This window comes from Methylobacterium sp. EM32, from assembly GCF_040593685.1.
GTDB lineage: Bacteria > Pseudomonadota > Alphaproteobacteria > Rhizobiales > Beijerinckiaceae > Methylobacterium.
The window spans coordinates 32,456-57,328 of sequence record NZ_JBEXZS010000178.1; the positions used below are offsets into that span (position 1 = coordinate 32,456).

The 24,873-nt window shown below is 71.4% G+C and carries 23 protein-coding genes and 1 riboswitch; of the genes, 12 read left to right on the forward strand and 11 right to left on the reverse strand.

From position 1 onward, the window contains the following. Positions 1–92 precede the first annotated feature (92 nt). Positions 93–1,412: a glutamate ligase domain-containing protein gene (locus tag ABZT49_RS23725; protein WP_355289556.1), complete on the reverse strand. Its 1,320-nt coding sequence runs from the start codon at positions 1,410–1,412 to the stop codon at positions 93–95. A 23-nt stretch (positions 1,413–1,435) separates the two neighbouring features. Beyond that, a riboswitch (ZMP/ZTP riboswitch) is annotated at positions 1,436–1,521 on the reverse strand. Between the two features lie 115 nt (positions 1,522–1,636). Between ABZT49_RS23725 and ABZT49_RS23730 the strand changes: the two genes are divergently transcribed. Continuing rightward, on the forward strand, positions 1,637–2,119 hold the full coding sequence (locus tag ABZT49_RS23730; protein ID WP_355289558.1) for an Lrp/AsnC family transcriptional regulator: 483 nt from the start codon (positions 1,637–1,639) through the stop codon (positions 2,117–2,119). A 271-nt stretch (positions 2,120–2,390) separates the two neighbouring features. After that, complete coding sequence (locus ABZT49_RS23735; protein WP_355289560.1) at positions 2,391–2,726, forward strand: hypothetical protein; 336 nt, start codon at positions 2,391–2,393, stop codon at positions 2,724–2,726. Positions 2,727–3,029: 303 nt separating this feature from the next. Here ABZT49_RS23735 and ABZT49_RS23740 read toward each other — a convergent pair whose 3' ends face one another. Both ABZT49_RS23740 and ABZT49_RS23745 read right to left on the reverse strand, forming a co-directional pair. Further along, entirely contained in the window at positions 3,030–4,001 is a 972-nt protein-coding gene (locus ABZT49_RS23740; RefSeq protein WP_355289561.1) for a DUF1775 domain-containing protein, read from the reverse strand. Positions 4,002–4,071: 70 nt separating this feature from the next. Further along, complete coding sequence (locus ABZT49_RS23745) at positions 4,072–4,488, reverse strand: hypothetical protein (protein ID WP_355289562.1); 417 nt, start codon at positions 4,486–4,488, stop codon at positions 4,072–4,074. Positions 4,489–4,722: 234 nt separating this feature from the next. Between ABZT49_RS23745 and ABZT49_RS23750 the strand changes: the two genes are divergently transcribed. The 6 genes from ABZT49_RS23750 to ABZT49_RS23775 all read left to right on the forward strand — a co-directional run bounded on the left by ABZT49_RS23750 (position 4,723) and on the right by ABZT49_RS23775 (position 10,530). Beyond that, positions 4,723–6,012 (forward strand): L,D-transpeptidase family protein, encoded by a 1,290-nt coding sequence (locus ABZT49_RS23750; RefSeq protein ID WP_355289564.1) that lies wholly within the window; start codon positions 4,723–4,725, stop codon positions 6,010–6,012. A gap of 74 nt (positions 6,013–6,086) precedes the next feature. Then, positions 6,087–6,299: a SlyX family protein gene (locus ABZT49_RS23755; protein WP_355289566.1), complete on the forward strand. Its 213-nt coding sequence runs from the start codon at positions 6,087–6,089 to the stop codon at positions 6,297–6,299. 509 nt (positions 6,300–6,808) lie between these two features. Further along, a complete protein-coding gene (gene glyA / locus ABZT49_RS23760; protein WP_355289568.1) occupies positions 6,809–8,110 on the forward strand; it encodes a serine hydroxymethyltransferase in 1,302 nt (433 codons plus the stop codon). A 117-nt stretch (positions 8,111–8,227) separates the two neighbouring features. Then, entirely contained in the window at positions 8,228–8,758 is a 531-nt protein-coding gene (gene nrdR, locus ABZT49_RS23765; protein WP_355289570.1) for a transcriptional regulator NrdR, read from the forward strand. Between the two features lie 41 nt (positions 8,759–8,799). Then, on the forward strand, positions 8,800–9,885 hold the full coding sequence (gene ribD, locus ABZT49_RS23770) for a bifunctional diaminohydroxyphosphoribosylaminopyrimidine deaminase/5-amino-6-(5-phosphoribosylamino)uracil reductase RibD (protein WP_355289618.1): 1,086 nt from the start codon (positions 8,800–8,802) through the stop codon (positions 9,883–9,885). After that, on the forward strand, positions 9,886–10,530 hold the full coding sequence (locus tag ABZT49_RS23775) for a riboflavin synthase (RefSeq protein ID WP_355289572.1): 645 nt from the start codon (positions 9,886–9,888) through the stop codon (positions 10,528–10,530). A gap of 15 nt (positions 10,531–10,545) precedes the next feature. Here the strand turns inward: ABZT49_RS23775 and ABZT49_RS23780 are convergent, their stop codons facing one another. Beyond that, positions 10,546–11,445, reverse strand: a complete 900-nt coding sequence (locus ABZT49_RS23780; RefSeq protein ID WP_355289574.1) for a LysR family transcriptional regulator — start codon at positions 11,443–11,445, stop codon at positions 10,546–10,548. Between the two features lie 98 nt (positions 11,446–11,543). Between ABZT49_RS23780 and ABZT49_RS23785 the strand changes: the two genes are divergently transcribed. Beyond that, positions 11,544–12,299, forward strand: a complete 756-nt coding sequence (locus tag ABZT49_RS23785) for an SDR family oxidoreductase (protein ID WP_355289576.1) — start codon at positions 11,544–11,546, stop codon at positions 12,297–12,299. Positions 12,300–12,358: 59 nt separating this feature from the next. Here ABZT49_RS23785 and ABZT49_RS23790 read toward each other — a convergent pair whose 3' ends face one another. From ABZT49_RS23790 to ABZT49_RS23805, 4 genes are all read right to left on the reverse strand, one after another. Further along, on the reverse strand, positions 12,359–12,688 hold the full coding sequence (locus ABZT49_RS23790; RefSeq protein WP_355289578.1) for a type II toxin-antitoxin system HicB family antitoxin: 330 nt from the start codon (positions 12,686–12,688) through the stop codon (positions 12,359–12,361). Continuing rightward, positions 12,685–12,948: a type II toxin-antitoxin system HicA family toxin gene (locus tag ABZT49_RS23795; RefSeq protein ID WP_355289580.1), complete on the reverse strand. Its 264-nt coding sequence runs from the start codon at positions 12,946–12,948 to the stop codon at positions 12,685–12,687. Before ABZT49_RS23795 ends, ABZT49_RS23790 begins: the two co-directional genes overlap by 4 nt. A 45-nt stretch (positions 12,949–12,993) precedes the next feature. After that, positions 12,994–15,141, reverse strand: coding sequence for a sodium-translocating pyrophosphatase (locus ABZT49_RS23800; protein ID WP_355289582.1), 2,148 nt, complete (start codon positions 15,139–15,141; stop codon positions 12,994–12,996). Positions 15,142–15,483: 342 nt separating this feature from the next. Further along, positions 15,484–15,780, reverse strand: a complete 297-nt coding sequence (locus ABZT49_RS23805) for a hypothetical protein (RefSeq protein WP_355289584.1) — start codon at positions 15,778–15,780, stop codon at positions 15,484–15,486. Between the two features lie 217 nt (positions 15,781–15,997). Here ABZT49_RS23805 and ABZT49_RS23810 point away from each other — a divergent pair, with 217 nt between their 5' ends. From ABZT49_RS23810 to ABZT49_RS23820, 3 genes are all read left to right on the forward strand, one after another. Continuing rightward, positions 15,998–16,936 (forward strand): pirin family protein, encoded by a 939-nt coding sequence (locus tag ABZT49_RS23810; RefSeq protein ID WP_355289586.1) that lies wholly within the window; start codon positions 15,998–16,000, stop codon positions 16,934–16,936. 516 nt (positions 16,937–17,452) lie between these two features. Further along, positions 17,453–18,499, forward strand: a complete 1,047-nt coding sequence (locus ABZT49_RS23815; protein ID WP_355289588.1) for a TRAP transporter substrate-binding protein — start codon at positions 17,453–17,455, stop codon at positions 18,497–18,499. A 30-nt stretch (positions 18,500–18,529) separates the two neighbouring features. Continuing rightward, complete coding sequence (locus ABZT49_RS23820) at positions 18,530–21,265, forward strand: EAL domain-containing protein (protein WP_355289589.1); 2,736 nt, start codon at positions 18,530–18,532, stop codon at positions 21,263–21,265. A 232-nt stretch (positions 21,266–21,497) separates the two neighbouring features. On the opposite strand, the gene ABZT49_RS23825 is transcribed toward ABZT49_RS23820, so the two are convergent. The 3 genes from ABZT49_RS23825 to ABZT49_RS23835 all read right to left on the reverse strand — a co-directional run bounded on the left by ABZT49_RS23825 (position 21,498) and on the right by ABZT49_RS23835 (position 24,817). Next, the gene (locus ABZT49_RS23825) at positions 21,498–22,694 is read right to left on the reverse strand and encodes a YbfB/YjiJ family MFS transporter (RefSeq protein WP_355289591.1); all 1,197 of its coding nucleotides are present in this window, start codon (positions 22,692–22,694) and stop codon (positions 21,498–21,500) included. Positions 22,695–22,782: 88 nt separating this feature from the next. Beyond that, positions 22,783–23,649, reverse strand: coding sequence for a 2,3,4,5-tetrahydropyridine-2,6-dicarboxylate N-succinyltransferase (locus ABZT49_RS23830; RefSeq protein WP_355289593.1), 867 nt, complete (start codon positions 23,647–23,649; stop codon positions 22,783–22,785). A gap of 304 nt (positions 23,650–23,953) precedes the next feature. Continuing rightward, positions 23,954–24,817 carry an intradiol ring-cleavage dioxygenase gene (locus tag ABZT49_RS23835; protein WP_355289595.1) on the reverse strand — a complete coding sequence of 288 codons (864 nt, stop codon included), beginning with the start codon at positions 24,815–24,817 and terminating at the stop codon, positions 23,954–23,956. Between the last annotated feature and the right edge of the window lie 56 nt (positions 24,818–24,873).

The following is a 24,873-nucleotide window of genomic DNA, read 5'->3' on the forward strand; positions in this document are numbered from 1 at the left end:
GACGGCGGTTATGGATCCCGGGTTCCGCTGTCGCGGCCCCGGGATGACCCGGTGAGGCGGAATCGTCGCGTGAATTGGCAGTTGGGATTGCCTCAGTCTCGTGAAACCACCCCCGTCGCCGCCCGCAAGGCCCCGACGAGATGGAGCGAGCCGGTCACTAGCAGCCAGCCGCCGCGCCGCGCGGTGAGATCCGCGGCCCGGGTGAGCGCCGCGCCCGGTTCGGCCACCGCCTCGGCCTCCATCCCTTCCGCCGCGGCGAGCCCGCGGAGGGTTGCGGCCGGGTGGCCGCGCCGCTCCGGCATCTCGGTCGCGACCACGCTCGCCCCGTGCCGGGCCAGCACCGCGAGGAAGCCGGCCGCGTCCTTGTCGCCGGCGAGAGCCACCAGGGCGATGCAGGGACCGGCGAGATCGGGGGCGCGGGCGAGGTCGCGCAGCACCGCCGCGAGGTTGAACGGCACGTGCGCCCCGTCGAGCACCACCGGCACCGCGCCGGCCGCGGTCGAGATGCGCCGGCGCTCGAGCCGCCCCGGCAGGCGGGCGCCCGCGCGGGCCTCGGCGTCGAGGAGGCCCGCCCGCAAGGGGGTATCGTCGCGGCCGCGCGACCCGGTTCCGCCGAGATGGTCGAGGACGAGGCCGGCGAGCGCGGCGTTCTCCTCCTCGATCGACGCGCCGGCGGGGATCGCCGAACGCAGCACCGGGCAGCCAAGGGCGGCGGCGCGGGCGGCGGCGACCGCCCCGGCCTCGTCGTCGGCGGGCAGCGTGGTGACGAGGACCGCGCCGGGCTTGAGGATGCCGACCTTCTCGGCGGCGATGGCCGCGCGGGTTTTGCCCAGGATCTCGGTATGCTCCAGCGCCACGTTGGTGACGACCGCGACCTCGCTCGCCACGGCGTTGGTCGAGTCGAGGCGCCCGCCGAGCCCGACCTCGATCACCGCCCAGTCGAGCCCGGCCTCGCCGAAGATCGACAGCGCCGCGGCGGTGAGCACGTCGAACCAGGTCGCGTCCCGGCCCGCCGTGTCGTCACGGCGCGCCGCCTCGTGGGCGTCGAGGGCGCGGGCGAGCGCGCGGGCGAGGCGTGCCTCCTCCACCGGCCGGCCCTGGAGGCTGACCCGCTCGGTGACCGACTCGACGTGAGGCGAGGCGTAGCGCCCGACCCGCAGGCCCGCCCGCATCAGCCCGGCCTCGATCAGCGCTGAGACCGAGCCCTTGCCCTTGGTGCCGCCGACATGGACCACCCGCAGGCGCGCATGCGGCGCGCCGAGGCGGGCGAGCAGGTCGCGCATCGGGTCGAGCCCGACCCGCATCCCGCCCCGGGGCCGCTTCTCCCAGTCGGTCAGGCGGTCGAGGCGGTCGAGGATCGCGGGCAGGGGCAGGACGGCTGGCAGGGGAGCGTCGGTGGGCATCGGCGTCATGGGTCACCCGTCGGTCGGTGCGGGGAGGGTGCCCAGGCGAGCGGCGGCAATCGTCCCGCGCTCCCCGGTGGTTGGACCACCTTGAACCTCGCCAGTCACGCGGGACAGCCCCCCATAAGAGACGGGCCGGCGGCGGGCAACCGCCGCCGCGTCACCTTGTGCCGGCCCCGGCGGGCGGCTACTCACCGGGACCGACCCCTCGCCCGCCAGGATCGCCCGCCGCCTTGCCCGCCCGCCTCGACGCCATCGACTGGGCGATCCTCCGGGAGCTGCAGGCCGACGGCTCCATCACCAACGTGGAGCTGGCGCGGCGCGTCGGCCTGTCGGCGCCGCCCTGCCTGCGCCGGGTGCGTGCCCTGGAGGAGGCCGGCATCATCCGCGGCTACCGCGCCCTGCTGGAGCCGAAGGCGCTGGGCTACGAGGTGGTGTGCTTCGCCATGGTGCAGCTCGCCGCGCAAGGTCAGGCGGAGCTCGCCGCCTTCGCGGCCGAGATGCGCGACTGGCCGATGGTGCGGGAATGCTGGACGCTCTCGGGCGAGACCGACTTCCTGCTCAAATGCGTCGCGCCGAATCTCGGTGCCTTCCAGCAGCTCGTCGGCCACCTCACCGGCCTGCCCAACGTGCGCACGGTGCGCACCGCGCTCGCCCTCGACCAGATCAAGGACGAGCCGATCGCCCCCCTCGACGGGAATGCGGCCGAGGCGTGACCGCGGCGCCCGTCGGGCGACCGGGCCGGCGGGACTTCACTGTAAAGGTCTGTGTCTCGCGCCGGCTTAGCCCAAAAATGACGGGCGGCGAACGGGCTCCTCCGCTATCGTCGCGCGGTCGACGAGAGTTCATCGGGCGCGCATCAATCCGCAACTGAAACTTTAAGTTGATGTCCTGTCGCCGGATCGGTGACTCTAAGGTGTATTGCTGCCGATATTATTCCACTCCATTGCCGGAGGCGCACGACGGCAGGATGACGGAGGCCGCAGGATGACCATGCCGGATCGACACGACCCTGAGCCGCATCCGCTCGTCGGAAGGCCGGAGGGCGGACCGGATCCGGTGAGCCTGTTCGCCGTCCCGATCGCCCGGGCGGCGAGCCGGCCCGGCGATCCGGTTCCGGTCACCCAGACGCTCTACCGCACCCCGGACGACCGTTACGTGATCCGCACCTGCCTGCATCTCGGGGACGATCCGGCGCACGACGTCTGCGACGTGATGATCTACGCCGACGAGGCCGACCTGCGCGAGGCGCTGTCGGCCGGCAGCGACGATCTCGACCAGGTGCTACTCGCGGCTGCGGGGCTGGATCGGGACCGGGGGTGAGCGGTGGTGCGGGGTTCGGAAGATTGGTTCCGAACTTCACGCCAGAGCGAACGTGGCTCGCCCGACAGTACTGCCACCCTCCGGGTCATTCCGGGGCCGCGTAGCGGAGCCCGGAATCCAGACACTCAGATCGTGCAGAGTAAAGCGAAAAGCTGTCCGCCTTCTCCTGACGCTCCTGCGTTTCTGGATCCCGGGCCCCGCTGCGCGGCCCCGGAATGACCCGGAGGGTGTGAAAGTTACAGAGCCCAATCACATAGGTTTCGAAAACAGGCGGCAGCCGCGAACGGTCGCCGCCTCGACCCATCAATGATGCTGATGCCCGCCCCCGGCCTCCGGCGCCGACGCGCCGATGGCACCGACCGCGAAGCGCACCGCCACGGTGCCGGCGCGGGCGAAGGTGAGGGTGCCCTCGATGGGCTCGCCCGCCTTCACCGGGCCGGTCAGGTCCATGAACATCAGGTGGTAGCCGCCGGGCTTGAGCACCACGGTCTCGCCGGGCTTGATGACGAGGCCGGCCTCCACCGGGGCCATCTTCGCCACGCCCTTGTCCATCGCCATCTGGTGCACCTCGCCCCGGCCTGCGAGGGGGATCGAGGCCGCGACCAGCCGGTCGGGCTCCTTGCCGGTATTGGTGACCTGCAGGTAGCCGCCCGCCACCTTGGCGCCGCCGGGCGTGGCGCGGATCCACGGCGCCTCGATGGTGAGGTCGCCGGCCTTGACGGAGGCCGGCCCGGCCGCGGCGGCCGGAGACGCCGCGGCCGCCGCCACGATGCGCACGCCCGGGGCCGGATTCTTCAGGTCGCGGGCCGACTGGCCGGCGGCCGGCACCTCGCGCCAGTCGACGGTCGCGCCGTCGCAATCCTGGCGCACCGGGAAGTAGACCGTGCCGCCGGGCGCGACCGCGTCGGTGAGGCGGGCCTGGAACACGAACTCGTCGTAGAAGTCGTCGGGCAGGGAGCCGCCCTTCCAGGTGATCGTCTTCACGCCCTCCGAGACGGTGCCGTGAGTGGACGGATAGGCGCGGGCATACGGCCCCTTCTCGGTGCTGAGCTCCCAGCCGGCCTTCGGCATGGGCTTCGCCGCGATCACCCCGTCGGGGATCGTGACGGTGAGGCCGGTGGTCGCCTTGCCGTCGCAGCCGTGGCCGATCTGGACCACGCCGCGATAGGTCTGGTTCGGGCTCGCCTGCGTCACGGCGAGGACCGCGTGGGCGAGGGCGGGGGCGGCCGCCAGGGAGAGCGCGGCGGCGAGGCCGGCGCGGAGCGAAAAAGTCATGAGGTCGGGTCCGGGTGAAGGGTACGGGAGAAGCGCGACGGTGGGGAAGATCGGCGCGAATGCCGGGTCGTCACGCCGCGGGCGGACCGCGGGCCGAGGCCGGACGGGCCGGCGCAGTGCGGCCCGGCTCCGCCGCCGCGAGCGACCAGGACAGGACGAGGAAAGCCCGGGGCGGCCAGGCCGCCGCAATCGGCGGGGCCGGCGGGATCGGGTAGGCCTGACCGGCGACCGTGCAGCAGGCATGGGCGTGGACGGGCGGCGCCTTGCCCGATGGGGCCTGGTCCGCCGGGGCCTGGTGGGACAGGCAGAGGAGGCCGGCGCCCGCCGCGACCGGGGCCGGGGCGAGGCCGGCGAGGAAGGCCTGCAGCACCAGCCCGTAGAGCGACAGTACGGCGACGACCCTGCGCCAGCGCGCCCTCGTCCCGCCCGGTGCCTGCCTGGTTCCGCTCATCCGCCAGACATAGCCGAGGCGGCCCGGCTTCGCCACGCCCGCGACGCCCCGATGGCGGCCCGCGCGGCGCGTTGCACAATTACCGCAGTCCACAGCCCAGCTCGCGGCTCCACAGCAGCGCCCGCCCGGTGCCACAATCTGGCCCGCTCCTCATAGTGTCTTAACCGCATCCCGGCACCGTCACGGGCCATAGAATGGGGCGCAACCCGGCAGCCATGAGGTCTGCCGCCGTCAAGCGTCCCGCGTCACAGGTTCGAGAGCAGATTTCCCATGCTGACACGCGTTTCCCTCACCGGTTCGCTCGGCCTGGCTCTCCTGGCCGCGGCCGCATTCCCGGCCCTGGCGCAGGACCGGGGCGGGTCGCTGGCCCAGGCCGAGTGGGCGCAGAACTACGATTCCGCCGCGACGATGCGGGTGCAGCGCTCCAACACGCCGATCCTCTCGCCCCAGACCCTGGCGGCGACCGAGCAGATGGTCGAGCGCTACCGCGACATCGTGAACCGCGGCGGCTGGCAGTCGGTGTCGGGCGCCGAGCGCCTGCGCGTCGGCTCGAAGAGCCCGGCGGTGACCGCCCTGCGCCAGCGCCTGATCGCGTCGGGCGACCTCGACCCGGCCGCCGGCTCCTCGCCGGTCTATGATTCCTACGTCGAGGCCGGCGTGCGCCGGTTCCAGGCCCGCCATGGCCTGAACCAGACCGGCTCGATGAACGTCACCACCGTGCAGGCGATGAACGTCCCGGCCGACGTGCGGCTGCGCCAGCTCGAGCTGAACGCGGTGCGCCTGCGCTCCTATTCGGGCAATCTCGGCGAGCGCTACGTCATCGTCAACATCCCGGCGGCGCTCGTCGAGACGGTCGAGGGCGATCACGTCGCGACCCGCCACGCCGCCGGCGTCGGCAAGATCGACCGTCAGTCGCCGATCATGAACGCCAAGATCCAGGAGGTGAACTTCAACCCCTACTGGACGGTGCCGGCCTCGATCATCAAGAAGGACCTGATCCCGAAGATGCAGAAGGATCCGTCCTACCTGACGGACAACAAGATCCGCATCTTCAACGGCGACCGCGAGATCCCGCCGTCGCAGGTCAACTGGAATTCCGACGAGGCGACCCGCTACCGCTTCCGCCAGGATCCGGGCGTCGACCTGAACTCGATGGGCTTCGTGCGGATCAACATCCCGAACCCGCACGGCGTGTACATGCACGACACGCCGGCCAAGGGCATCTTCGGCGACGATTTCCGCTTCGTTTCGTCGGGCTGCGTGCGCGTGCAGAACGTGCGCGACTACGTGTCCTGGATCCTCCAGGGCACCCCGAACGCCAACCCGGACACGATCGAGGCGATCATCCAGGGCGGCCAGCGGGTCGATGCCCGGCCGCTGGCGCCGATCCCGGTCTACTGGACCTACATCACCGCCTGGTCGACCCCGGACGGCCTCGTGCAGTTCCGCGACGACATCTACAAGCGCGACGGCGCCGGCGCGCCCACCGCCTCGATGGCCGCCGCCGCGGCCGGCCCGCGCAACTTCAACCCCGACGTCGACGAAGACCAGACCAACTGATCGTCGCGACCTGACCTGACCTGACGACGGCCCGGGCTCGCGCCCGGGCCGTTTTCGCGTGAGTGGACTCCGCCATGACCCCCGATCCCGACACCCGCCTCGACGCGCTGGAGGCTCGTATCGCCCACCAAGACGCGACGATCGAGGACCTCAACCGCATCGTCACCGAGCAGTGGAGCGCCATCGACGCCCTGACCCGGCACGTCGCGGCCCTGCGCGAGCGGGTGCGCGAGATGGCCGAGCGGCCGACGGAGGCCGGTGAGGAGCCACCGCCGCCGCATTATTGAGAGGAGACGTCCGGCGTACCGCCGCCGTCGAACCAGCATCCCTCGACGTCATCCCGGGGCTCGCCGAAAGGCGAGAACCTGGGATCCATAACCGCCGACGCTTCACAAGAAGCCGGAACGCGCATCGCTTCGTCCAGCACCATCAGCTGTTATGAATCCCGGGTTCCGCTTCGCGCCCCCGGGGATCACGTCGAGGGTGTGAACGCCGTCGCGGAATCAGGCCTGGATCGGCCGCACCACGACTTTTCCCCAATGCCTCCTTCAATTTTTTTGAGTTTTCTTTCCGCGTTTTCAAATCCAATCTGATCACGGGTCGGGCCTGCCGGTCCGGCATCCGGCCTCGGTGCCCCGGTACGGGGATGCGCGGACGCGACGGAAGGTCCGGGTCCCGGCCCGGGACTCCTGCTTGGACTCTCGCGCCGCCCGCGTGTAGAAGCCGGCCGATCCCGATCCTTGACTTCCGCACCGGCGCTCCGGCCGGGCGGCTCCCGACGAACCCCGAGGCCATCATGAGCGTGGGCACCGCCGCCACTTCCCGGTCCAACTCGTTCTTCTCCGCGTCGCTGGAAGATGCCGATCCGGAACTCGCCGGCGCCGTCGCCAAGGAACTCGGTCGCCAGCAGCACGAGATCGAGCTGATCGCCTCGGAGAATATCGTCTCGCGCGCCGTGCTCGAGGCGCAAGGCTCGGTGCTGACCAACAAGTACGCCGAGGGCTATCCGGGCCGGCGCTATTACGGCGGCTGCGAGTTCGTCGACATCGCCGAGAACCTCGCCATCGAGCGCGCCAAGCGCCTGTTCGGCTGCGACTTCGCCAACGTGCAGCCGAATTCCGGCTCGCAGGCGAACCAGGCCGTGTTCATGGCCACCATGCAGCCGGGCGACACCTTCCTCGGCCTCGACCTCGCGGCGGGCGGCCACCTCACCCACGGCGCGCCGCCGAACGTCTCGGGCAAGTGGTTCAAGCCGGTCTCCTACACCGTGCGCCGCGAGGACCAGCGCATCGACATGGAGCAGGTCGAGCGCCTGGCCCAGGAGCACAAGCCGAAGGTCATCATCGCGGGCGGCTCCGGCTATCCGCGCCACTGGGACTTCGCCAAGTTCCGCGAGATCGCCGACAGCGTCGGCGCGGTGTTCTTCGTCGACATGGCGCACTTCGCCGGCCTGGTGGCGGGCGGCGCGCATCCCTCACCGTTCCCGCACGCCCACGTCGTGACCACCACGACCCACAAGACCCTGCGCGGCCCGCGCGGCGGCATGATCCTGACCAACGACGAGGTGCTGGCGAAGAAGCTCAACTCGGCGATCTTCCCCGGCCTCCAGGGCGGTCCCTTGATGCACGTCATCGCCGGCAAGGCGGTGGCCTTCGGCGAGGCCCTGCGGCCGGAGTTCAAGGTGTATGCCCGCCAGGTGGTCGAGAACGCCCGCGCGCTCGCCGACACCATCATCTCGGGCGGCTACGACATCACGTCCGGCGGCACCGACAACCACCTGATGCTGGTGGACCTGCGCGCCAAGGAACTGACCGGCAAGGCGGCCGAGGCCGCGCTCTCCCGCGCCGGCATCACCTGCAACAAGAACGGCGTGCCGTTCGACCCCCAGAAGCCGACCATCACGTCGGGCATCCGGCTCGGCACCCCGGCCGCGACCTCCCGCGGCTTCGGCGTCGCCGAGTTCAAGAAAGTCGGCGAGCTGATCGTTCAGGTGCTCGACGGCCTGCACCGCGCCGGCGAGGCGGGGGATGCGGGCGCCGAAGAGGCGGCCAAGCGCGAGGTGCATGCCCTCACCGACCGGTTCCCGATCTACGGCTGATCCGGCGCTCTCCCGGCTTTCCTATCTGCCGGGAGCAATCTAGAACACGCCCCTTCCGGGGCCGGTCCCGCCGCGCGGGACCGGCCCTTTTTCGTCTGGCAGAGGAACGGGCGGCCGATGCGGTGCCCCTATTGCGGCGGCCTCGATACGCAGGTGAAGGATTCGCGGCCGAGCGACGACAGCTCGGCGATCCGCCGCCGGCGCACGTGCTCGGATTGCGGCGGCCGCTTCACCACCTTCGAGCGGGTGCAGCTGCGTGAGCTCGTCGTCGTCAAGCGCTCGGGCCGCAAGGTGCCGTTCGACCGCGACAAGCTCCAGCGCTCGGTCGAGACCGCGTTGCGCAAGCGCCCGGTCGAGGCGGAGCGGATCGAGCGGCTCGTCAACGGCATCACCCGCCGGCTCGAGAGCACCGGCGAGGCCGAGGTGACCAGCGAGGCGATCGGCGAGGCGGTGATGGAGGGGCTGAAAGGTCTCGACGACGTCGCCTACGTGCGCTTCGCCTCGGTCTACAAGAATTTCCGCGAGGCCCGCGACTTCGAGGAGTTGCTCGGCCACCTCGCCGCCGGGGCGGCCCAGGCGACGGCCGACGAGGCCGCCCCGCCGGAGGAGGCGCCGCCGGCCCGACGGCCGCGGAGCCGCGCGTCGTGAGCGCCCGGGACGTCACCCAGGACGCCATCGACCGGCGCTACATGCGCCTCGCCCTGGCGCTCGGCCGGCGCCATCTCGGCCAGGCCTGGCCCAACCCCTCCGTCGGCGCGGTGCTGGTCGGCGGTCCGCCGGGTGCCGAGCGCATCCTGGCCCAGGGCGTGACGCAACCCGGCGGCCGGCCGCATGCCGAGCGGGTGGCCCTGGCGGCGGCCGGCGAGGCCGCCCGCGGCGCGACCCTCTACGTGACCCTCGAACCCTGCTCGCATCACGGTCGCACCTCGCCTTGCGCCGACGCCACCATCGCGGCGGGCGTCGCCCGGGTGGTGAGCGCGATGGACGATCCCGATCCGCGGGTCGCCGGGCGCGGCCATGCGCGGCTGGCGGAGGCCGGCATCGCCGTCTCGGTCGGGCTCATGGGCGCGGAGGCCGCGCGCGACCAGCGTGGGCATGTGAGCCGGATCACCCGCGGGCGGCCCGCCGTCTTCCTCAAGCTCGCCCGCACCGCCGACGGCTTCGCGGCGGGCGGGGAGGGGCGGCTGATGATCAGCGGGCCCCGGGCCAATGCCGAGATTCACCTGCAGCGGGCGCATTGCGACGCGATCATGGTCGGCGTCGGCACGGTGCTGGCGGACGATCCCCAGCTCACCGTGCGGCTGCCCGGAATGGCGGCGCGCTCGCCGCTGCGGATCGTCCTCGATCCCTGCCTGCGCACGCCGCCCACCGCCGGCCTGGTGCGCACCAGCACGACCGTCCCGACGCTGATCCTCGCCGGTCCGCACGGCTCCGAGGCGGCGGCGGAGGCCTTGAGCGCCGCCGGCGCCGAGGTGCAGAGAGTGCCGGTCACGCCGGACGGGCGCATCGACTTGGCCGCCGCCCTGCGCTTCCTCGGCGCCCGCGGCCTGACCCGGGTCTGCTCGGAGGGCGGACCGACGCTCGCCGACGCGCTCGCCCGCGAGGACCTCGTCGACGAGTGCCTGCTCGTCACCGGCGACTGCGTCCTCGGCCAGCCCGGCCTGCCGGCGGTCGGCCCGCACCTCGCCGCGCGCCTCGCCTCCCCGGAGTTCCGGGTCGCGGAAGACATCCGGATCGGCACCGATCGCTTCACCTGCCACGTACGGAGTCCGTAGATGTTTACTGGCCTCGTCTCGGATGTCGGCCGCGTCGCCGCAATCTCCGGCGATTCCAAGCTTAAGCGCATCGCCATCGACTGCGCCTACGATCCCGCCGGCATCCTGATCGGCGCCTCGATCGCCTGCGCGGGCCCCTGCCTCACCGCCGTGACGGTGACGCCGCGCGCGGGCGGCTGCACCTTCGAGGTCGATGCCGCCGCCGAGACCCTGGCCCGCACCACCGTCGGGGCCTGGACTCCCGGCACCCGGGTCAACCTGGAGCGCTCGCTGAAGATCGGAGACGAACTCGGCGGCCACCTCGTCACCGGCCACGTCGACGGACTGGCCGAGATCGTCGCCCGCGAGCCGGTCACCGGCCAGGCCGGCGACGTGTGGGCGCCGAGCGAGCGCTTCGTGCTGCGGGCGCCGCCCGCCCTGTCGCGGTTCATCGCCGAGAAGGGCTCGGTCTGCCTCGACGGCACCTCGCTCACCGTCAATGGCGTCGAGGGCGACACCTTCACGGTGCTGCTGATCCCCCACACCCTCGCCGTCACCACCTGGGGCGAGCGCCGGGTCGGGGACCGGCTCAACCTCGAAGTCGACCTGATCGCCCGCTACGCGGCCCGGCTGACGGAGGCGCGGGCGGCGGTCGAGGTGGGCTGACCATCGCTGCGTGCCTCACGCGCGCGAGAGTCGCGCGGCGAAGAACTCGGCCAAGGCCTCGACCTTCGCCGGCCGCGCCTCTGCACTCGGCGTGACGAAGGAGCGCGCGCCGCCCGGCAGGTGCCAGCCCGGCAGCAACGCCTCCAGGCGTCCGTCGGCGAGATACTCGGCGGCGATGAAGTCAGGCAACTCGGCCACGCCGAGCCCGTCGAGCAAAACCGGCAGCAGGGCATCGGCATTCATCACCCGCAGGGGACCGGCAGGAACGACGCTCGCCTGCGCGCCCTCCGGCCCGGTGAAGTGCCAGATGCCGCGCCGGGCGCGGTAGGCGTAGCCGAGGCAGTGATCCGGCCTCACGCTCTTCGGATGCTCCGGCCGGCCGTGGCGCGCCAGATAGGCGGGTGCTGCCACGACGAGGGCCGAGACGGGCCGGATCCGCCGCGCCACGAGGCTCGAATCCGGCAGGGCCGCGATCCGCAAGCCCGCATCGAACCCCTCGCCGACGAGGTCGACCGTCGCGTCCGAGAGGTGCAGGTCGACGACGAGCTCCGGGTAGAGGCGCAGCACCTCCGGCAGCAGCGGCGCGACCCAGCGCAGGCCGAACGACATCGGCACCGCGAGCCGCACCGTGCCGCGCGGCCGGCGCGACAGGTCGCGCGCCGCATCCTCCGCCTCTTGCGCCTCGCGGAAGGCCCGGGCCGCGCCCGCGACCACCTGTTCGCCCAAAGCGGTCAGCGCCAGCCGACGCGAGCTGCGGTTGACGAGCCGCCCGCCCAGGCGCGCCTCCAGCCGGCCCACCGCCCGGGACACGGTGGCGACCGATACGCCCGCTTCCCGCGCGGCGCCCGCGAAGGAGCGCTCCTCCGCGACCTTGGCGAAGAGGGCGAGCCCCTCGAAATCCGGCAACTTCGACATCGACAGATCTGCAACGATGGTTTGCGGTTGTTGCCGTATCGCAAGAACTAACGTCGGTCCATGGTCCCGCCCACGCACCCGAACGAGAGACACAGACCATGACAGGCAAGCTCACCGACAAGGTCGCCGTGGTGACCGGCGGCACCAGCGGCATCGGTCTGGCGACCGCCCGGCTCTTCGCGCAAGAGGGCGCCCGGGTCTTCGTCGCCGGCCGGCGCCGGGCGGAGCTCGACGCGGCCGTGGCGGCGATCGGACCCGCGGCGACCGGCGTGCAGGCCGACACCTCGAAGCTCGCCGACCTCGACCGGCTCGTTGCGCAGGTGCGGGCGGAGGCCGGCCGCATCGACGTGCTGTTCGCCAATGCCGGCGGCGGCTCGATGCTGCCGCTCGGCGAGATCACGGAGGCGCAGTTCGACGACACATTCGGCCGTAACGTGAAGGGCGTGCTGTTCACGGTGCAGACGGCGCTGCCGCTGCTCGCGCCCGGCGCCTCGGTGATCCTCACTGGCTCGACGGCGGGGACGGAAGGCACGCCGGCCTTCAGCGTCTACGCCGCCTCGAAGGCGGCGGTGCGGGCGCTCGCCCGCAACTGGATCCTCGACCTCAAGGGCCGCGGCATTCGGGTGAACACGCTCAGCCCCGGCGCGACCCGCACGCCCGGCCTCGTCGACCTCGCCGGCCCGGACGCGGCCCAGCAGCAGGGCCTGCTGGATCACCTCGCCGCGCAGATCCCCATGGGCCGGGTCGGCGAGCCGGACGAGATCGCCCGGGCGGCCCTGTTCCTGGCCTCGGACGATGCGAGCTTCGTCAACGGGATCGAGCTGTTCGTGGATGGCGGGCAGGCGCAGGTGTGATCACTCAGCGCCGACATGGGTGAGACCGTCCGGTTCGCCGGGCGGCCTTGAGACGTCACTTACGCCGTCGCCGCATCGAGGGTGCGTGCCACCCAGGTCTCCAAGCTGATCCCGGCACGCTGCGCCGCGCGGGCCGCCGCCTTGTGAGTTTTGGGATCGACGCGCACCACGAGATGCCCAGAGAACGGCTCTTCCGGTTCTTCTCCCCGGGCGCGGCAGAATTCGATGTAGTCGTCGACGCTCTCAGCGAGCGCTTGTTTCAGCTCGTCGACGGATCTTCCCTGAAAGGTGATCACGTCGCGTAGATTGACGACTTCGCCATGAAAGAGCCCAGCCCCGTCGTCGTACTCGACGATCGTTTGATAGGGGCCATAATGCATGATGGTCATGGTTCGATACCCGCTTCGAGCAGGACGCGCCGAACCGATTTCACGGCACCGCGATCCGTTTCCTTCTGCGGATGGGGCCGATGAAACACGGCGCGGACGCCCGACAATGTAGCCCGAACTCTCGAGTCCCGCCCTTCCTGTACTTCACTTCCGCAGGGGAGGATGATTGCCCCGATATCCTGCCATACGATGTTGGCACGGATTGGATCGGCGAAGGCGGCTTGCGAGCGCCATATCGTACTGGGCGGCCTATCGTCCAACGAAGACGATGCGACCGGGAGGCGATCCCCCCGGCCGCCCCCAGTTCAGCTATGCGCCAGGATCGCCAGCAGCAGCAGCGCGATGATGTTGGTGATCTTGATCGCCGGGTTCACCGCCGGGCCGGCGGTGTCCTTGTAGGGATCGCCGACGGTGTCGCCGGTCACCGCGGCCTTGTGGGCGTCGGAGCCCTTGCCGCCGTGGTGGCCGTCTTCGATGTATTTCTTGGCGTTGTCCCAGGCGCCGCCGCCCGACGTCATCGAGACCGCGACGTAGAGGCCGGTGAGGATCACGCCGAGGAGCATCGCGCCCACCGCCGCGAAGGCCTGGCCCTTGCCGGCGATGGCCTGGATCACGAAGAACAGCACCACCGGCGACAGCACCGGCAAGAGCGAGGGCACCACCATCTCCTTGATCGCCGCCCGGGTCAGCATGTCGACGGCGCGGCCGTAATCGGGCCGCTCGGTCCCCTGCATGATGCCGGGCTTCTCGCGGAACTGGCGCCGGACCTCCTCGACCACCGCGCCGGCGGCGCGGCCCACCGCCGTCATGGCGATGCCGCCGAACAGGTACGGGATCAGGCCGCCGAGCAGGAGGCCGACGACCACGTAGGGGTTCTGCAGCGAGAAATCGACCGTGACCCCCTGGAAGAACCGGTACTGCGTCGCCGAGGCGTTCTTGATGAAGTAGTTCAGGTCCGAGGTGTAGGCGGCGAAGAGCACCAGGGCGCCGAGACCCGCCGAGCCGATGGCGTAGCCCTTCGTCACCGCCTTGGTGGTGTTGCCGACGGCGTCGAGCGCGTCGGTGGACTTGCGCACTTCCTTGGGCAGCCCCGCCATCTCGGCGATGCCGCCGGCATTGTCGGTGACCGGCCCGAAGGCGTCGAGGGCGACGACGACCCCGGCGAGCGCCAGCATGGCGGTGACCGCGATGGCGATGCCGAACAGGCCGGCGAGGGAGTAGGTGACGATGATGCCGGCGACGATGACGATCGCCGGGAGCGCGGTCGATTCGAGGGAGATCGCCAGGCCCTGGATCACGTTGGTGCCGTGGCCGGTGACCGAGGAATGGGCGATCGACTTGACCGGCCGGTAGGAGGTGCCGGTGTAGTACTCGGTGATGACGACGATCAGCGCCGTGATGACGAGGCCGGCCACCGCGCACAGGAACAGACTGAGCGAGGTGAAGCTGTCGCCGCCGGTGGTGGTGAAGCGGGTCGAGAAGCCGCCGAACATGACGAGGTTGAGGCCCGCGATCGCCACGATCGAGAGCGCGCCGGCGCCGATCAGCCCCTTGTAGAGCGCCCCCATGATCGACTGGTTCGAGCCGAGCCGCACGAAGAACGTGCCGATGATCGAGGTGACGATGCAGGCCGCCCCGATCGCCATCGGGTAGAGCAGCATCGTCTCGAGCACGTTGCGCCCGCCGACATCGACCTGGCCCGCAAAGAAGATCGCCGCCAGCACCATCGTGGCGACGAGGGTGACCGCGTAGGTCTCGAACAGGTCGGCCGCCATGCCGGCGCAGTCGCCGACATTGTCGCCGACATTGTCCGCGATGGTGGCGGGGTTGCGCGGATCGTCCTCGGGAATGCCGGCCTCAACCTTGCCGACGAGGTCGCCGCCGACATCGGCGCCCTTGGTGAAGATGCCGCCGCCGAGGCGGGCGAAGATCGAGATCAGGGAGGCGCCGAAGCCGAGCGCCACGAGGGCGTCGATCACCTCGCGGCTCGACGGGTTCAGGCCGGCGAAGCGGGTGAGGTAGGTGTAGTAGAGCGCCACGCCGAGGAGCGCGAGGCCGGCCACCAGCATGCCGGTGACGGCGCCCGACTTGAACGCCACCGAGAGGCCGGCGCCGAGCGACTGCGCCGCGGCCTGGGCGGTGCGCACGTTGGCCCGGACCGAGACGTTCATGCCGATGAAGCCGGCGACGCCCGACAGGACCGCCCCGATCAGGAAGCCGATCGCGACCTTGAGGCCGAGGAGCCAGGCGAGGAGCCCGAACAGCACCACGCCGACGACCCCGATCGTCGCGTATTGGCGGCGCAGGTAGGCCTGGGCGCCCTCGGCGATCGCGCCGGCGATCTCCTGCATGCGCTGCGTGCCGGCATCGCGCCGCATGACGTCGTTGATGGTGACGATGCCGTAGGCAATGGCGCAGAGGCCGCCCACGATGATGAGCAGGAGTGCGGTCATTCTACCGTCCTTGATTGTCGGGCATTCCCGCGACGTCGGACGGCCGAGATGGCGAGCGGCCGTGTCCGCGCGAAGCGGGCCTCCCTCCCTGTTGAGCGGGCCCGCGCACCGGCGCGGATCCGCACCCCCAGTCGTGCCAAACTTCCCACCCGAGCGCAAACGCTCCCAAGCTTCATCCGCTTGAGACTTTCGGCGCCGGCCTCTGCGTCTTCGGACCATGTCGGGAGCACTGCGCGATCACGGGCAGGGAGCGGAGATTCGTCGTGAGGCTCGCCCGTCGCAGGCACCGGGGCAGGAGGACCGGTCCGGCGCGAGGGGCCGCGCCGCGTCTCTCGGTGCCGCTCAGGCCACCCGCCGCGAGGCCGGGATGCCGGTGCGGCCATGCGCGGCCTCGAACAGCGCGTTGAGCTCGCCGCCGGCGGCGCGGGCGATGCGGGTCGAGGCGGCCCCCTCGCTCTTGTCCGCGACGATCGTCCGGAGCGCGTCGGCGGTGCGCTTCTCGATGGCGTAGAACAGGCTCCCGGCCGCCTTGGCGTCGGCGCTCAGGAGCACCGCGGCGAGGTCGCGATAGGCTTCCCGGAGGAGATGATGGGTCAGGCGCTCGGCCGCCTGCTCCTCGGTCGGCGCGTTTCCGCCCATGGCTCGGGTACCTCCTGTCGGGAATGCCGGAGGGTGTATCCGAGAGGTTGCGCGGGGCTTGCATGCCGCAGCGTCAGGACGGCCGCGCCCCGCCATCGCACAGAGTGAAACGATGTGTTTCGATCGTTTCCGTTTTCAAGCGGCCGGCCGGACCGCAAGATGCAGCCGTTCGGACGCGCCCGCATCGATACGGCGCCCCGGTTCGAGGAGGATGACGATGAGCTGGCACAGTGCCGACGATCCGGTCCCGGGCGACCGCTTCAGCTGTGATGCGATCCAGACCCTGATCGTGCCGCGCTCGCGCGACCTCGGCTCGTTCGCGGTACGCCGCGCGCTGCCCTCGACCCAGTGCCGGATGGTCGGGCCCTTCATCTTCTTCGACCAGATGGGCCCGTCGGAATTCCTGCTCGGCCAGGGCATGGACGTGCGGCCTCATCCGCATATCGGGCTGTCCACCGTCACCTACCTGTTCGACGGCGAGATCATGCACCGCGACAGCCTCGGCACCGAATTGCCGATCCGCCCGGGCGAGCTGAACTGGATGACGGCGGGGCGTGGCATCACCCATTCGGAGCGCACCGGCAGCGCCCTGCGGCAGACCGGCTCGCGGCTGTTCGGCCTCCAGAGCTGGGTTGCCCTGTCGGCGCAGGACGAGGAGACCGCCCCGGCCTTCGAGCATTACGACGCCGCCGCGCTGCCGATCGTCTCGGCCGAGGGCAAGACCGTCCGGCTGATCGCCGGCGAGGCTTACGGCGCGCGCTCGGCCGTGCGGACCTCGACCCCGATGGTCTATGCCGACGTGACGCTCCAGGCCGGCGCCGTCCTGCCCCTCGATCCCGATTACGACGAGCGCGCGATCTACACGGTGTCGGGGGCGATCGAGATCGCCGGCGACGGTTTTGGCCCCGGCCAGCTCCTGGTCTTCCGCCCCGGCGACCGGATCAGCGTGCGGGCGACGGAGGAGGCCCGCTTCATGGTGCTGGGCGGCGAGCCGATGGACGGGCCGCGGCACCTGTGGTGGAACTTCGTCTCCTCGCGGCCCGAGCGGATCGCCCAGGCCAAGGAGGATTGGCGCCAGGGCCGGTTCGACACGGTGCCGAACGACGCCGAGTTCATCCCCCTGCCCGAGGGCCCGCCGCCGGTGCGCTATCCGTGAGAACGCGGCGGGGCCTCGGGATCGCCAGGCCCTGCCTCCAGATCCAGGCGGACACCGCCTCGCCGGGCAGACCCGATCGGTCCCGCGCCGCCTGCCTCGCCAGGACAAAGCGGCTCCGTGGTCGTCGAGCCCGAGACGAGGGGCGACAGGGGTGGGGCGGCCGCCGCACGGCAGCGAAGATCAAGGCTGCGGCATCACCAGAACATCATTCGCGATGAAACAAAATGATCGCGCGCCGACTATCGGCGATCTGGCGCGGCGCTCCAGGAATCGGGGCTGGCGCAGCCTGCAAGCCATAACGATGATACTCACACCGTGTCGCGACTGCACGTACACCAACCGCCGATGAAAGTTCAGGTGATGACGATCGGTTAGCAAAATCATAACGTGTCGCCGCGATACTGGGACAATGAGCGATGCCGCAGGGCAGGAGCCCAGTTCATGGCCGAGCCACCCATCACGAGGCGCGCGGGATATCTGCGCCCGACCGGCCTCCGGCCCCGGCGGCGGGGACGGGTGGCGGCGTACCTGACGGCCCTCGCCGCGGTGCTGGTCCTGGGCCTGCCGGCCTCCGGGTCCCGGGCCGGCGAGCCGGTGCGCCTGACGGTGGTCGGGGGCCTCGCCGGCGTCAGCCAGTACCGGCAGCTCGAGCAGCCGTTCTGGCAGACCGAGATCGGCGAGCGCACTGGCGGCCGCCTCACGGTGAGCATCCGCCCGTTCAACGAGAGCGGCCTGCGCGGCGAGGACATGCTCCAGCTGATGCGGCTCGGCGTCGTGCCGTTCGGCACGGCGCTCCTTGCCGTGGCGGCCGGCGACGAGCCCGAGCTCAACGCCGTCGACCTGCCGGCGCTCAATCCCGACATGGCGGCCCTGCGGCAGAATGTCGGGCATTACCGCGAGCACCTGCGCGAGGTGCTGCGTGAGCGCTACGGCATCGAGCTCCTCGGCGTCTACGCCTATCCGGCGCAGGTCCTGTTTTGCACCCGCAAGTTCGAGGGCCTCGCCGACCTGGCGGGCCGGCGCATCCGGACCTCGTCGGTGGGCCAGTCCGAGCTGATGGCCGCCCTCGGCGCGATGCCGGTCATCATCCCGTTCGCCGAGACGGTGGCGGCGCTCCGCGACGGCGTCGCCGATTGCGCGATCACCGGGACGCTGAGCGGCTACGAGATCGGCCTGTCGGGGGTCGCGACCCACGTCCACGCCATGGCGATCAGCTGGGGCATGTCGTTCTTCGGCGCCAACATCGCGGCGTGGCGGGCCCTCCCGGCGGACCTGCGCGACGAGGTGCGCCGGGGCGTGGCCGACCTGGAGCAGCGCATCTGGAAGCAGGCGGAGGACGACACCGCCCGCGGGCTGGCCTGCGCCACGCAGACGGCCTGCCCGGGGGCGCCGCGCAAGGCGATGACGCTCGTGCCGCTCTCCCCGCGCGACGCCGAGCGCCGCCAGCGCCTCCTCACCGAGACGGTGCTGCCGCGATGGATCGAGCGCTGCGGCGAGGCCTGCGTTGGCATCTGGAACGAGACGCTGAAGCCCGCGCTCGGGGTCACGGCGAAGGCGGAGTAGGGCTGTGGTCGGGACGGCGGTTGGCGACTGATGATGTGGCGCAGAATCAAGCTGGCGATCGCCGCCGGAACGACCCTCATCCTGCTGCTGCTGGCGGCCGGCACGGCGCTGCTGCTGCACAATGCCGACCGCACCGCCCGGCAGGCGGCGCGGGCCGGCCTCGAGCGTTCGGCCCAGGCGGTCGAGGCGGCGTTCAACCGTCAGGTGCTGCAGGTCGACGGGGCGCTCGCCAGCCTGCCCGCCCTCTTCGCCGGCTCGGCGGCCGGCGCCGCGATCACGCCGGCCGCCGCGACCCAGCTGCTGCGCGGCCTGAACTTCCAGACCCTGGCGTTCCGCGACCTCTACCTCGTCCGGGCCGACGGGACGGTCTGGGCGGCGACCCGGCAGCGGGGGGCCGGCCGGCCGCTCCCGTTCGGCATGGCGGAGTTCAACCAGACCCGGACGACCGGCTCGAGCGAGATCTTCGGCCCGGTGCGCAACCCGGTCACGGGCGACTGGTCGCTCTATGTCGGGCGCCTCACCCAGCTGCCGCAGGCCGGGGAGATCCTCGCCGTCGCGGAGGTGCCGCTGCCGGTCCTCACACGGGGGCTCGCCGAGACCGGACTCCAGCCGGGGGTCCGCGTCGCGCTGCAGCGCCGGGGCGGCCAGCTCATCGCCAGCCTGCCGCACGACGAGGTGAATATGGGCCGGGTGCAGGCCCTCAGCCTCGACGGCCTGCGGGCCGACGGGCGCACCTTCGACCTACCCGGGACGGGCGAATCCGGCCCGTCTTTCGCGGTCGTCCGGCCGACCCTGTACGGCACCATCTTCGTCGGGCTCACCGTCCCGCAGGACGTCGCCCTGGCGGACGGGCGCCGCGACCGCGTGCGGCTGCTCGCGACGACGGGCGCCGGCGCGGTCCTGATCACCGCCTTCGCGGCGGCGCTCCTCGTCGCCCTGCGCGGGCGCGAGCGGCTCGACGCCGAGCGCACCCGCGCCAACATGGTTCTGACGAACGCGATCGAGGCGATGTCGGACGGCTTCGTCATGTGGGACGAGAACGACCGCCTCGTGACCTGGAACCAGCGCTACTGCGATCTCTACGCCGCGAGCGCGCCCTTCATCGTCAAGGGGGCGCGCTTCGAGGACGTCATCCGTCAGGGCGCCGAGGTCGGGCAGTACCCGCAGGCGGAGGGGCGCATCGACGAGTTCGTGCGCGAGACGGTCGCCTGGCACCGCGCCTGCAGCGGCACGGTCGAGCGCCAGCTGCCCGGCGGGCAGTGGCTGCTGATCACCGAGCGCCGCACGGCCGACGGCTGCACCGTCGGCATCCGCACCGACATCACGGCGATGCGCGAGACCCTCGCCGACCTCGCCGCCGCCAATCAGCGCGCCAACGAGGCCGCCGAGGAGGCGATGCGGCAGAACGCGATCCTGAGCGAGCGCGAGAGCCGGATCCGCTTCCTGGCCCACCACGATCCCCTGACACGGCTGCCCAACCGCGTGCTGTTCCGCAGCGAGCTCGAGGCGGCCCTGCGGCCGGCCCCAGGGCAGGACGGCGTCGCGGTCCTGTATCTCGACCTCGACCGCTTCAAGGACGTCAACGACACGCTGGGGCACCCGGCCGGCGACGAGCTCTTGCGCCTGGTGGCGGAGCGCCTGCGGGCCTGCACCGATCACAGCCGGATCGTGGCCCGGCTCGGCGGCGACGAGTTCGCGCTGATCTGCGCCTCGCCCGACCTGCCGGCCGAGGCGGAGGCGCTGAGCCGGCACCTCATCGCCGAGATGCGCCGGCCCTTCGACGTGTTCGGCCACGCGGTCGTCACCGGCGCGAGCATCGGCATCGCGGTCGCGGCGGCGGGCGACCTCGACGGTGACACGCTGCTCAAGCACGCCGATCTCGCGCTCTACCAGGCGAAGGCCGCCGGCCGCGGCACCGCCTGCCTCTTCGCGGAGGACATGGGCGCGCGGCTGCGCGAGCGGCTCGAGATCGAGGCCGATCTGCGCGTCGCCCTCGCGAACCACCAGCTCGAACTGGCCTACCAGCCGATCTACGACATGGCGGCGGATGCCCTGTGCGGCTACGAGGCGCTGCTGCGCTGGCACCATCCGGAGCGCGGGGCGGTGAGCCCGGCCGTGTTCGTGCCGATCGCCGAGGAGACCGGGCTGATCGTCGAGATCGGCGCCTGGGTCCTGCGCCGGGCCTGCACCGATTTCGCCGCGCTGCCCCGGGGTCTGAGGATCGCCGTCAACCTCTCGCCGCTGCAGCTCGCCAGCGCCACCATCGTCGCCGACGTCACCGGCATCCTCGCCGAGACCGGCCTCGACCCGCAGCGCCTGGAGCTGGAGATCACCGAGACGGCCCTGTTCACCAAGGGGTACGAGAACAGGAAATCGCTCGAGGGCCTGCGCGCGCTGGGGGTGCGGATCGTGCTCGACGATTTCGGCACCGGCTACTCGTCGCTGAGCCACCTGCACCATTTCCCGCTCGACAAGATCAAGATCGACCGCTCCTTCGTGCAGGACATGCCCGAGCGGGCCGACAGCGCGGCGATCGTCAAGGCGCTGGCCGGCCTCGCGACCGAGCTCGGCATGTGCACCACGGCGGAGGGCGTCGAGACCGCCCGCCAGCTCGCCCTGGTGCGCGAGGCCGGCTGCACCCAGGTCCAGGGCTATCTGCTCGGGCGGCCCCAGCCGATCCTGCGCGTGCTGGAGGCGGTGGCGGCGGCGTCCGACAAGGCCGCAGGCGCGGTCCGCGGCCCGGCAGGTGTCCGGGCTGCGGGCTGAAAACCCGCTGTCTCGGAAGCTTGATCAACTTCCGAGAACAGCTCCGCAAGAATTTTTTGATCCCACCCATGACCTCATCCTGAGGTGCGAACGAAGTGAGCCTCGAAGGAGGCCTCCAGGGGCCGCAGAGATTTCTGGAGGCCTCCTTCGAGGCCAGTCGATTTCCAATCGACCGACACCTCAGGATGAGGGTGTGGGTGGGATAGATGTCGCCGGTTGGTCAAACAGTCTCTCACGCACCGCTCGCCTGGGGCAGGGCGTGCGGTCCGGCGGCCCGGCGCGGCTCGGCCGCGAGGGCGAGGAGGCCCGCGAGGGCGAGCGCACCGGCGGCGAGGAAGCTCGGCAGCGCGAAGCTGCCCGTGAGGTCGGCCAGCGCCCCGGCGATCGTTGGCGCGATGATCGAGCCGAGGCCGAACGAGGCGGTCATCACCGCGACGACCTGGCGCCGGCGGGCCCCGGCCAGGGACCGGGCGGCCATGATCCCGAGGGCCGTGATCGGCACGAAGGTCCCCCCGAGGAGCGCCGCCGCCACGACCGCGCCGCCGACGCCGGTCGCCACGACGCTGCCGACGACGCCGACGGCCTCGGCGGCGAGCGCCAGGCCCAGCGTCGGCACGACGCCGATCCGGCGGCTCAGCCAGGTCCACGACGCCACCGAGGGAACCGCCGAGACGCCGACGACGAGCCAGATCACCGATTCGAAGGGCCGCAGGTCGGGCATGGCCCGGACGATCGTCACCAGGAAGGTCGCGGTGGTGACGTAGCCGAGGCCGAAGAGGAAGTAGGAGGCGAGGAGGGCGGCGAGCGGCCGGTCGAGGGCGAGCCCGCCCCGCTCCGCGACCGGGGCGACGGCGTGGGCATCCGGCGGCACGAGCGCGCCGACCACCGGCGTGGCGAGGAGGGCGGTCAGCCCGACCGCCAGCCAGGCGCCGCGCCAGTCGGCGCCGAGCGCCCCGGCCGCGTTTACCAGGAGCGCCGAGAGGACGATGCCGGCCCCGATTCCGGAAAAATGCAGCGAGGACAGCCCGGACCGCCCCATCGTGGCGAGCCGGTCGAGGATCACCGTCGAGGCGAAGACGAGCACGAAGGCGCTCGCCACCCCACCGACGAACCGGAGCGCCAGGAAGGTCGGAACGTCGCCCGCGGCCGCCATCAGGATCGTGCTCACGGCGCTCGCGGCGAGCGATGCGACGAACCAGCGCCGCGGCGAGCCGCGCAAGGCCGGCAGCGCCGCCCCGAGCGCGCCGACGAGGTAGCCGAGCAGGTTCGCCGAGGCCAGGAGGCCCCCTTGCGCCTTGGTCAGCGCGAGGTCGGCGGCCATCGCCGGCAGGATCGGCGTGTAGGAGAAGCGGCCGATGCCCATCGCGACCGCGAGGGCGATGAGCCCGCCCACGGCGAGGCGGAGGGGGTGGATCGTGTGAGCCGGCATGCGGGAGCCTCGTCCTCGAAATAGACCCGCATTGCTGCGGATCCGATCATCGCGGCCGGGCCCCGGTGTCAGGGCCCGGTCGCCGCGATCACGCCCGGAACAGGTCGTTCACGCAGGCCTTGGCGCGGGTCTTGGCGTCGACGCGCTTGACGATGACGGCGCAGTGCAGGAGCGGGCCCGGCCAGCCGTCGGCCAGGGGCTGGCCCGGCAGCGAGCCCGGCACCACCACGGAGTAGGGCGGCACCGCGCCGCGAAAAACTTCGCCGGTCGCCCGGTCGATGATCTTGGTCGAGGCGGACAGGATGGTGCCGGCGCCGATCACCGAGCCCTCGCCGACGATCATCCCCTCGACGACGCTGCACTGCGCGCCGACGAAGCAATCGTCCTCGATGACGACCGGGCGCACCTGGCGCGGCTCGATCACCCCGCCGAGGACGACGCCGGCCGAGATGTGGACGTTGCGGCCGACCTGGGCGCAGGAGCCGACGGTGGCCCAGGAGTCGATCATCGTGCCCTCGTCGACGCGCGCGCCCCAGCTGACGAAGCTCGGCAGCAGCACGACCTTGCGGGCGACATGCGCGCTGTAGCGCACGAAGCAGCCCGGCAGGGCGCGGAAGGCGGCGGCCCGGAACTGAGCCTCGCCCCAGCCGGCGAACTTCGAGTGCTCCTTGTCCCACCAGCACGCCGCCCCCGGACCGCCCTCGACGAGCGAGTAGTCGCCGATATGGGAGGCGACCATCAGGGCGTTGATGAGCCACTCGTTGACGCGCCAGGTGCCGTCGATCTTCTCGGCGACGCGCAGGGTGCCGTCGTCGAGCCGGGCCATCGCCTCGGTCACCGCCGCACGGACCGGCCCTTCCATGCCGATATACAGCTGCTCGGGATGCGCCCATGCATCGTTGATGATCTGCGCGAGATCGACGGCGTCCTGGTTGTTGACGAGATGCATGTTCATGGCGGCGGCCCCTGGATCGTTACTAAATTCCTAACATCGGTGTTCGCATTCGTCATGACAGCCACGGGGGCGGAAGCGGCAAATTCTGCCGATTTGGATCCGTTCTTTAAAGGTTGGTTAACGATGCGGGCGGGAGCGGGCGTCTCCGTCGGCCCGAGGTCCGAAATCCCGCTCCCTCGGCCGGGACGGCGCCGGTCGTTGCCTCGCTCATGACGGTGTCCGCCGCAGTCGAATGGACGCGACGGCGATGTTCGCCGGGGGGCTTCGTCCCGGTGTCGGCGCATCCAAACCGAAGGGTGCCGGATCAGGCGGGTTTCAGGCCGAAATCGTAGGCGAGGTGCCGGAAGGGCCGTTCCATCGCCCGCCCGTCCGGTGCCGGTCCCGCCGGATGCTCGGCGAATTCAGCGATCAGCGAGGTCTTGACCCCGAACACCGCGTCCGATTCGAGCCACGGGCTGTCGGCGGCGAAAACGTGGGTGATCAGCGTCTCGTGGCCGGGCGCCGCGATCATGAAATGCACGTGCGCCGGCCGGTTCGGGTGGCGGCTGGTGGCGTTCAGCATCTCGCCGACCGGCCCGTCGGCGGGGATCGGGTACCAGGCCGGCATGACGGTCCAGAAGTGGAAGCGGCCTTGCGCATCCGTGCGGAACCGCGCCCGGCCGGCGAGCCCGCCGAGCGCATCGAGCTGCTGCACGTCGTAAGAACCGTCGTCGTCGGCGTGCCAGACATCGACGGTGGCGCCGGCGAGCGGCTTTCCCTCCGCGGACGCGACCGAGCCGGTGACGAGGAGCGGCGTGCCCTCGAGCGGGCCGGCGATGTTCGCGCCGTTCGGCCGCTCCGGCGCCTCCTCGACGTAGAAGGGGCCGAGCACCGTGGTCTCGGTCGCGCCCTCGGGCATCCGGTGGTTGATCGCGTCGACCAGCATCGAGACGCCGAGCGTGTCGGACAGGAGGATGAATTCCTGCCGGTGCTGGTCGCATCGCTGCCCGGTACGGGTCAGGAAGGCGATGCCGGCCTGCCACTCCTCGAAGGTCAGGTCGACCTCGCGCACGCAATCGTGCAGGTGGCGCACGAGGCTCGTGAGGATCGCCTTCAGGCGCGGGTCCGGCGTCTCGGCGAAGCGGTCGACCACGGCCTGCGTGATGGTGTGCTCGTTGAAATCGCGCATCGGCGACTCTCCCGTCTTGGGCGTTTCCCTGGGCGTTTCCCGGGCGTTTCCCGCTC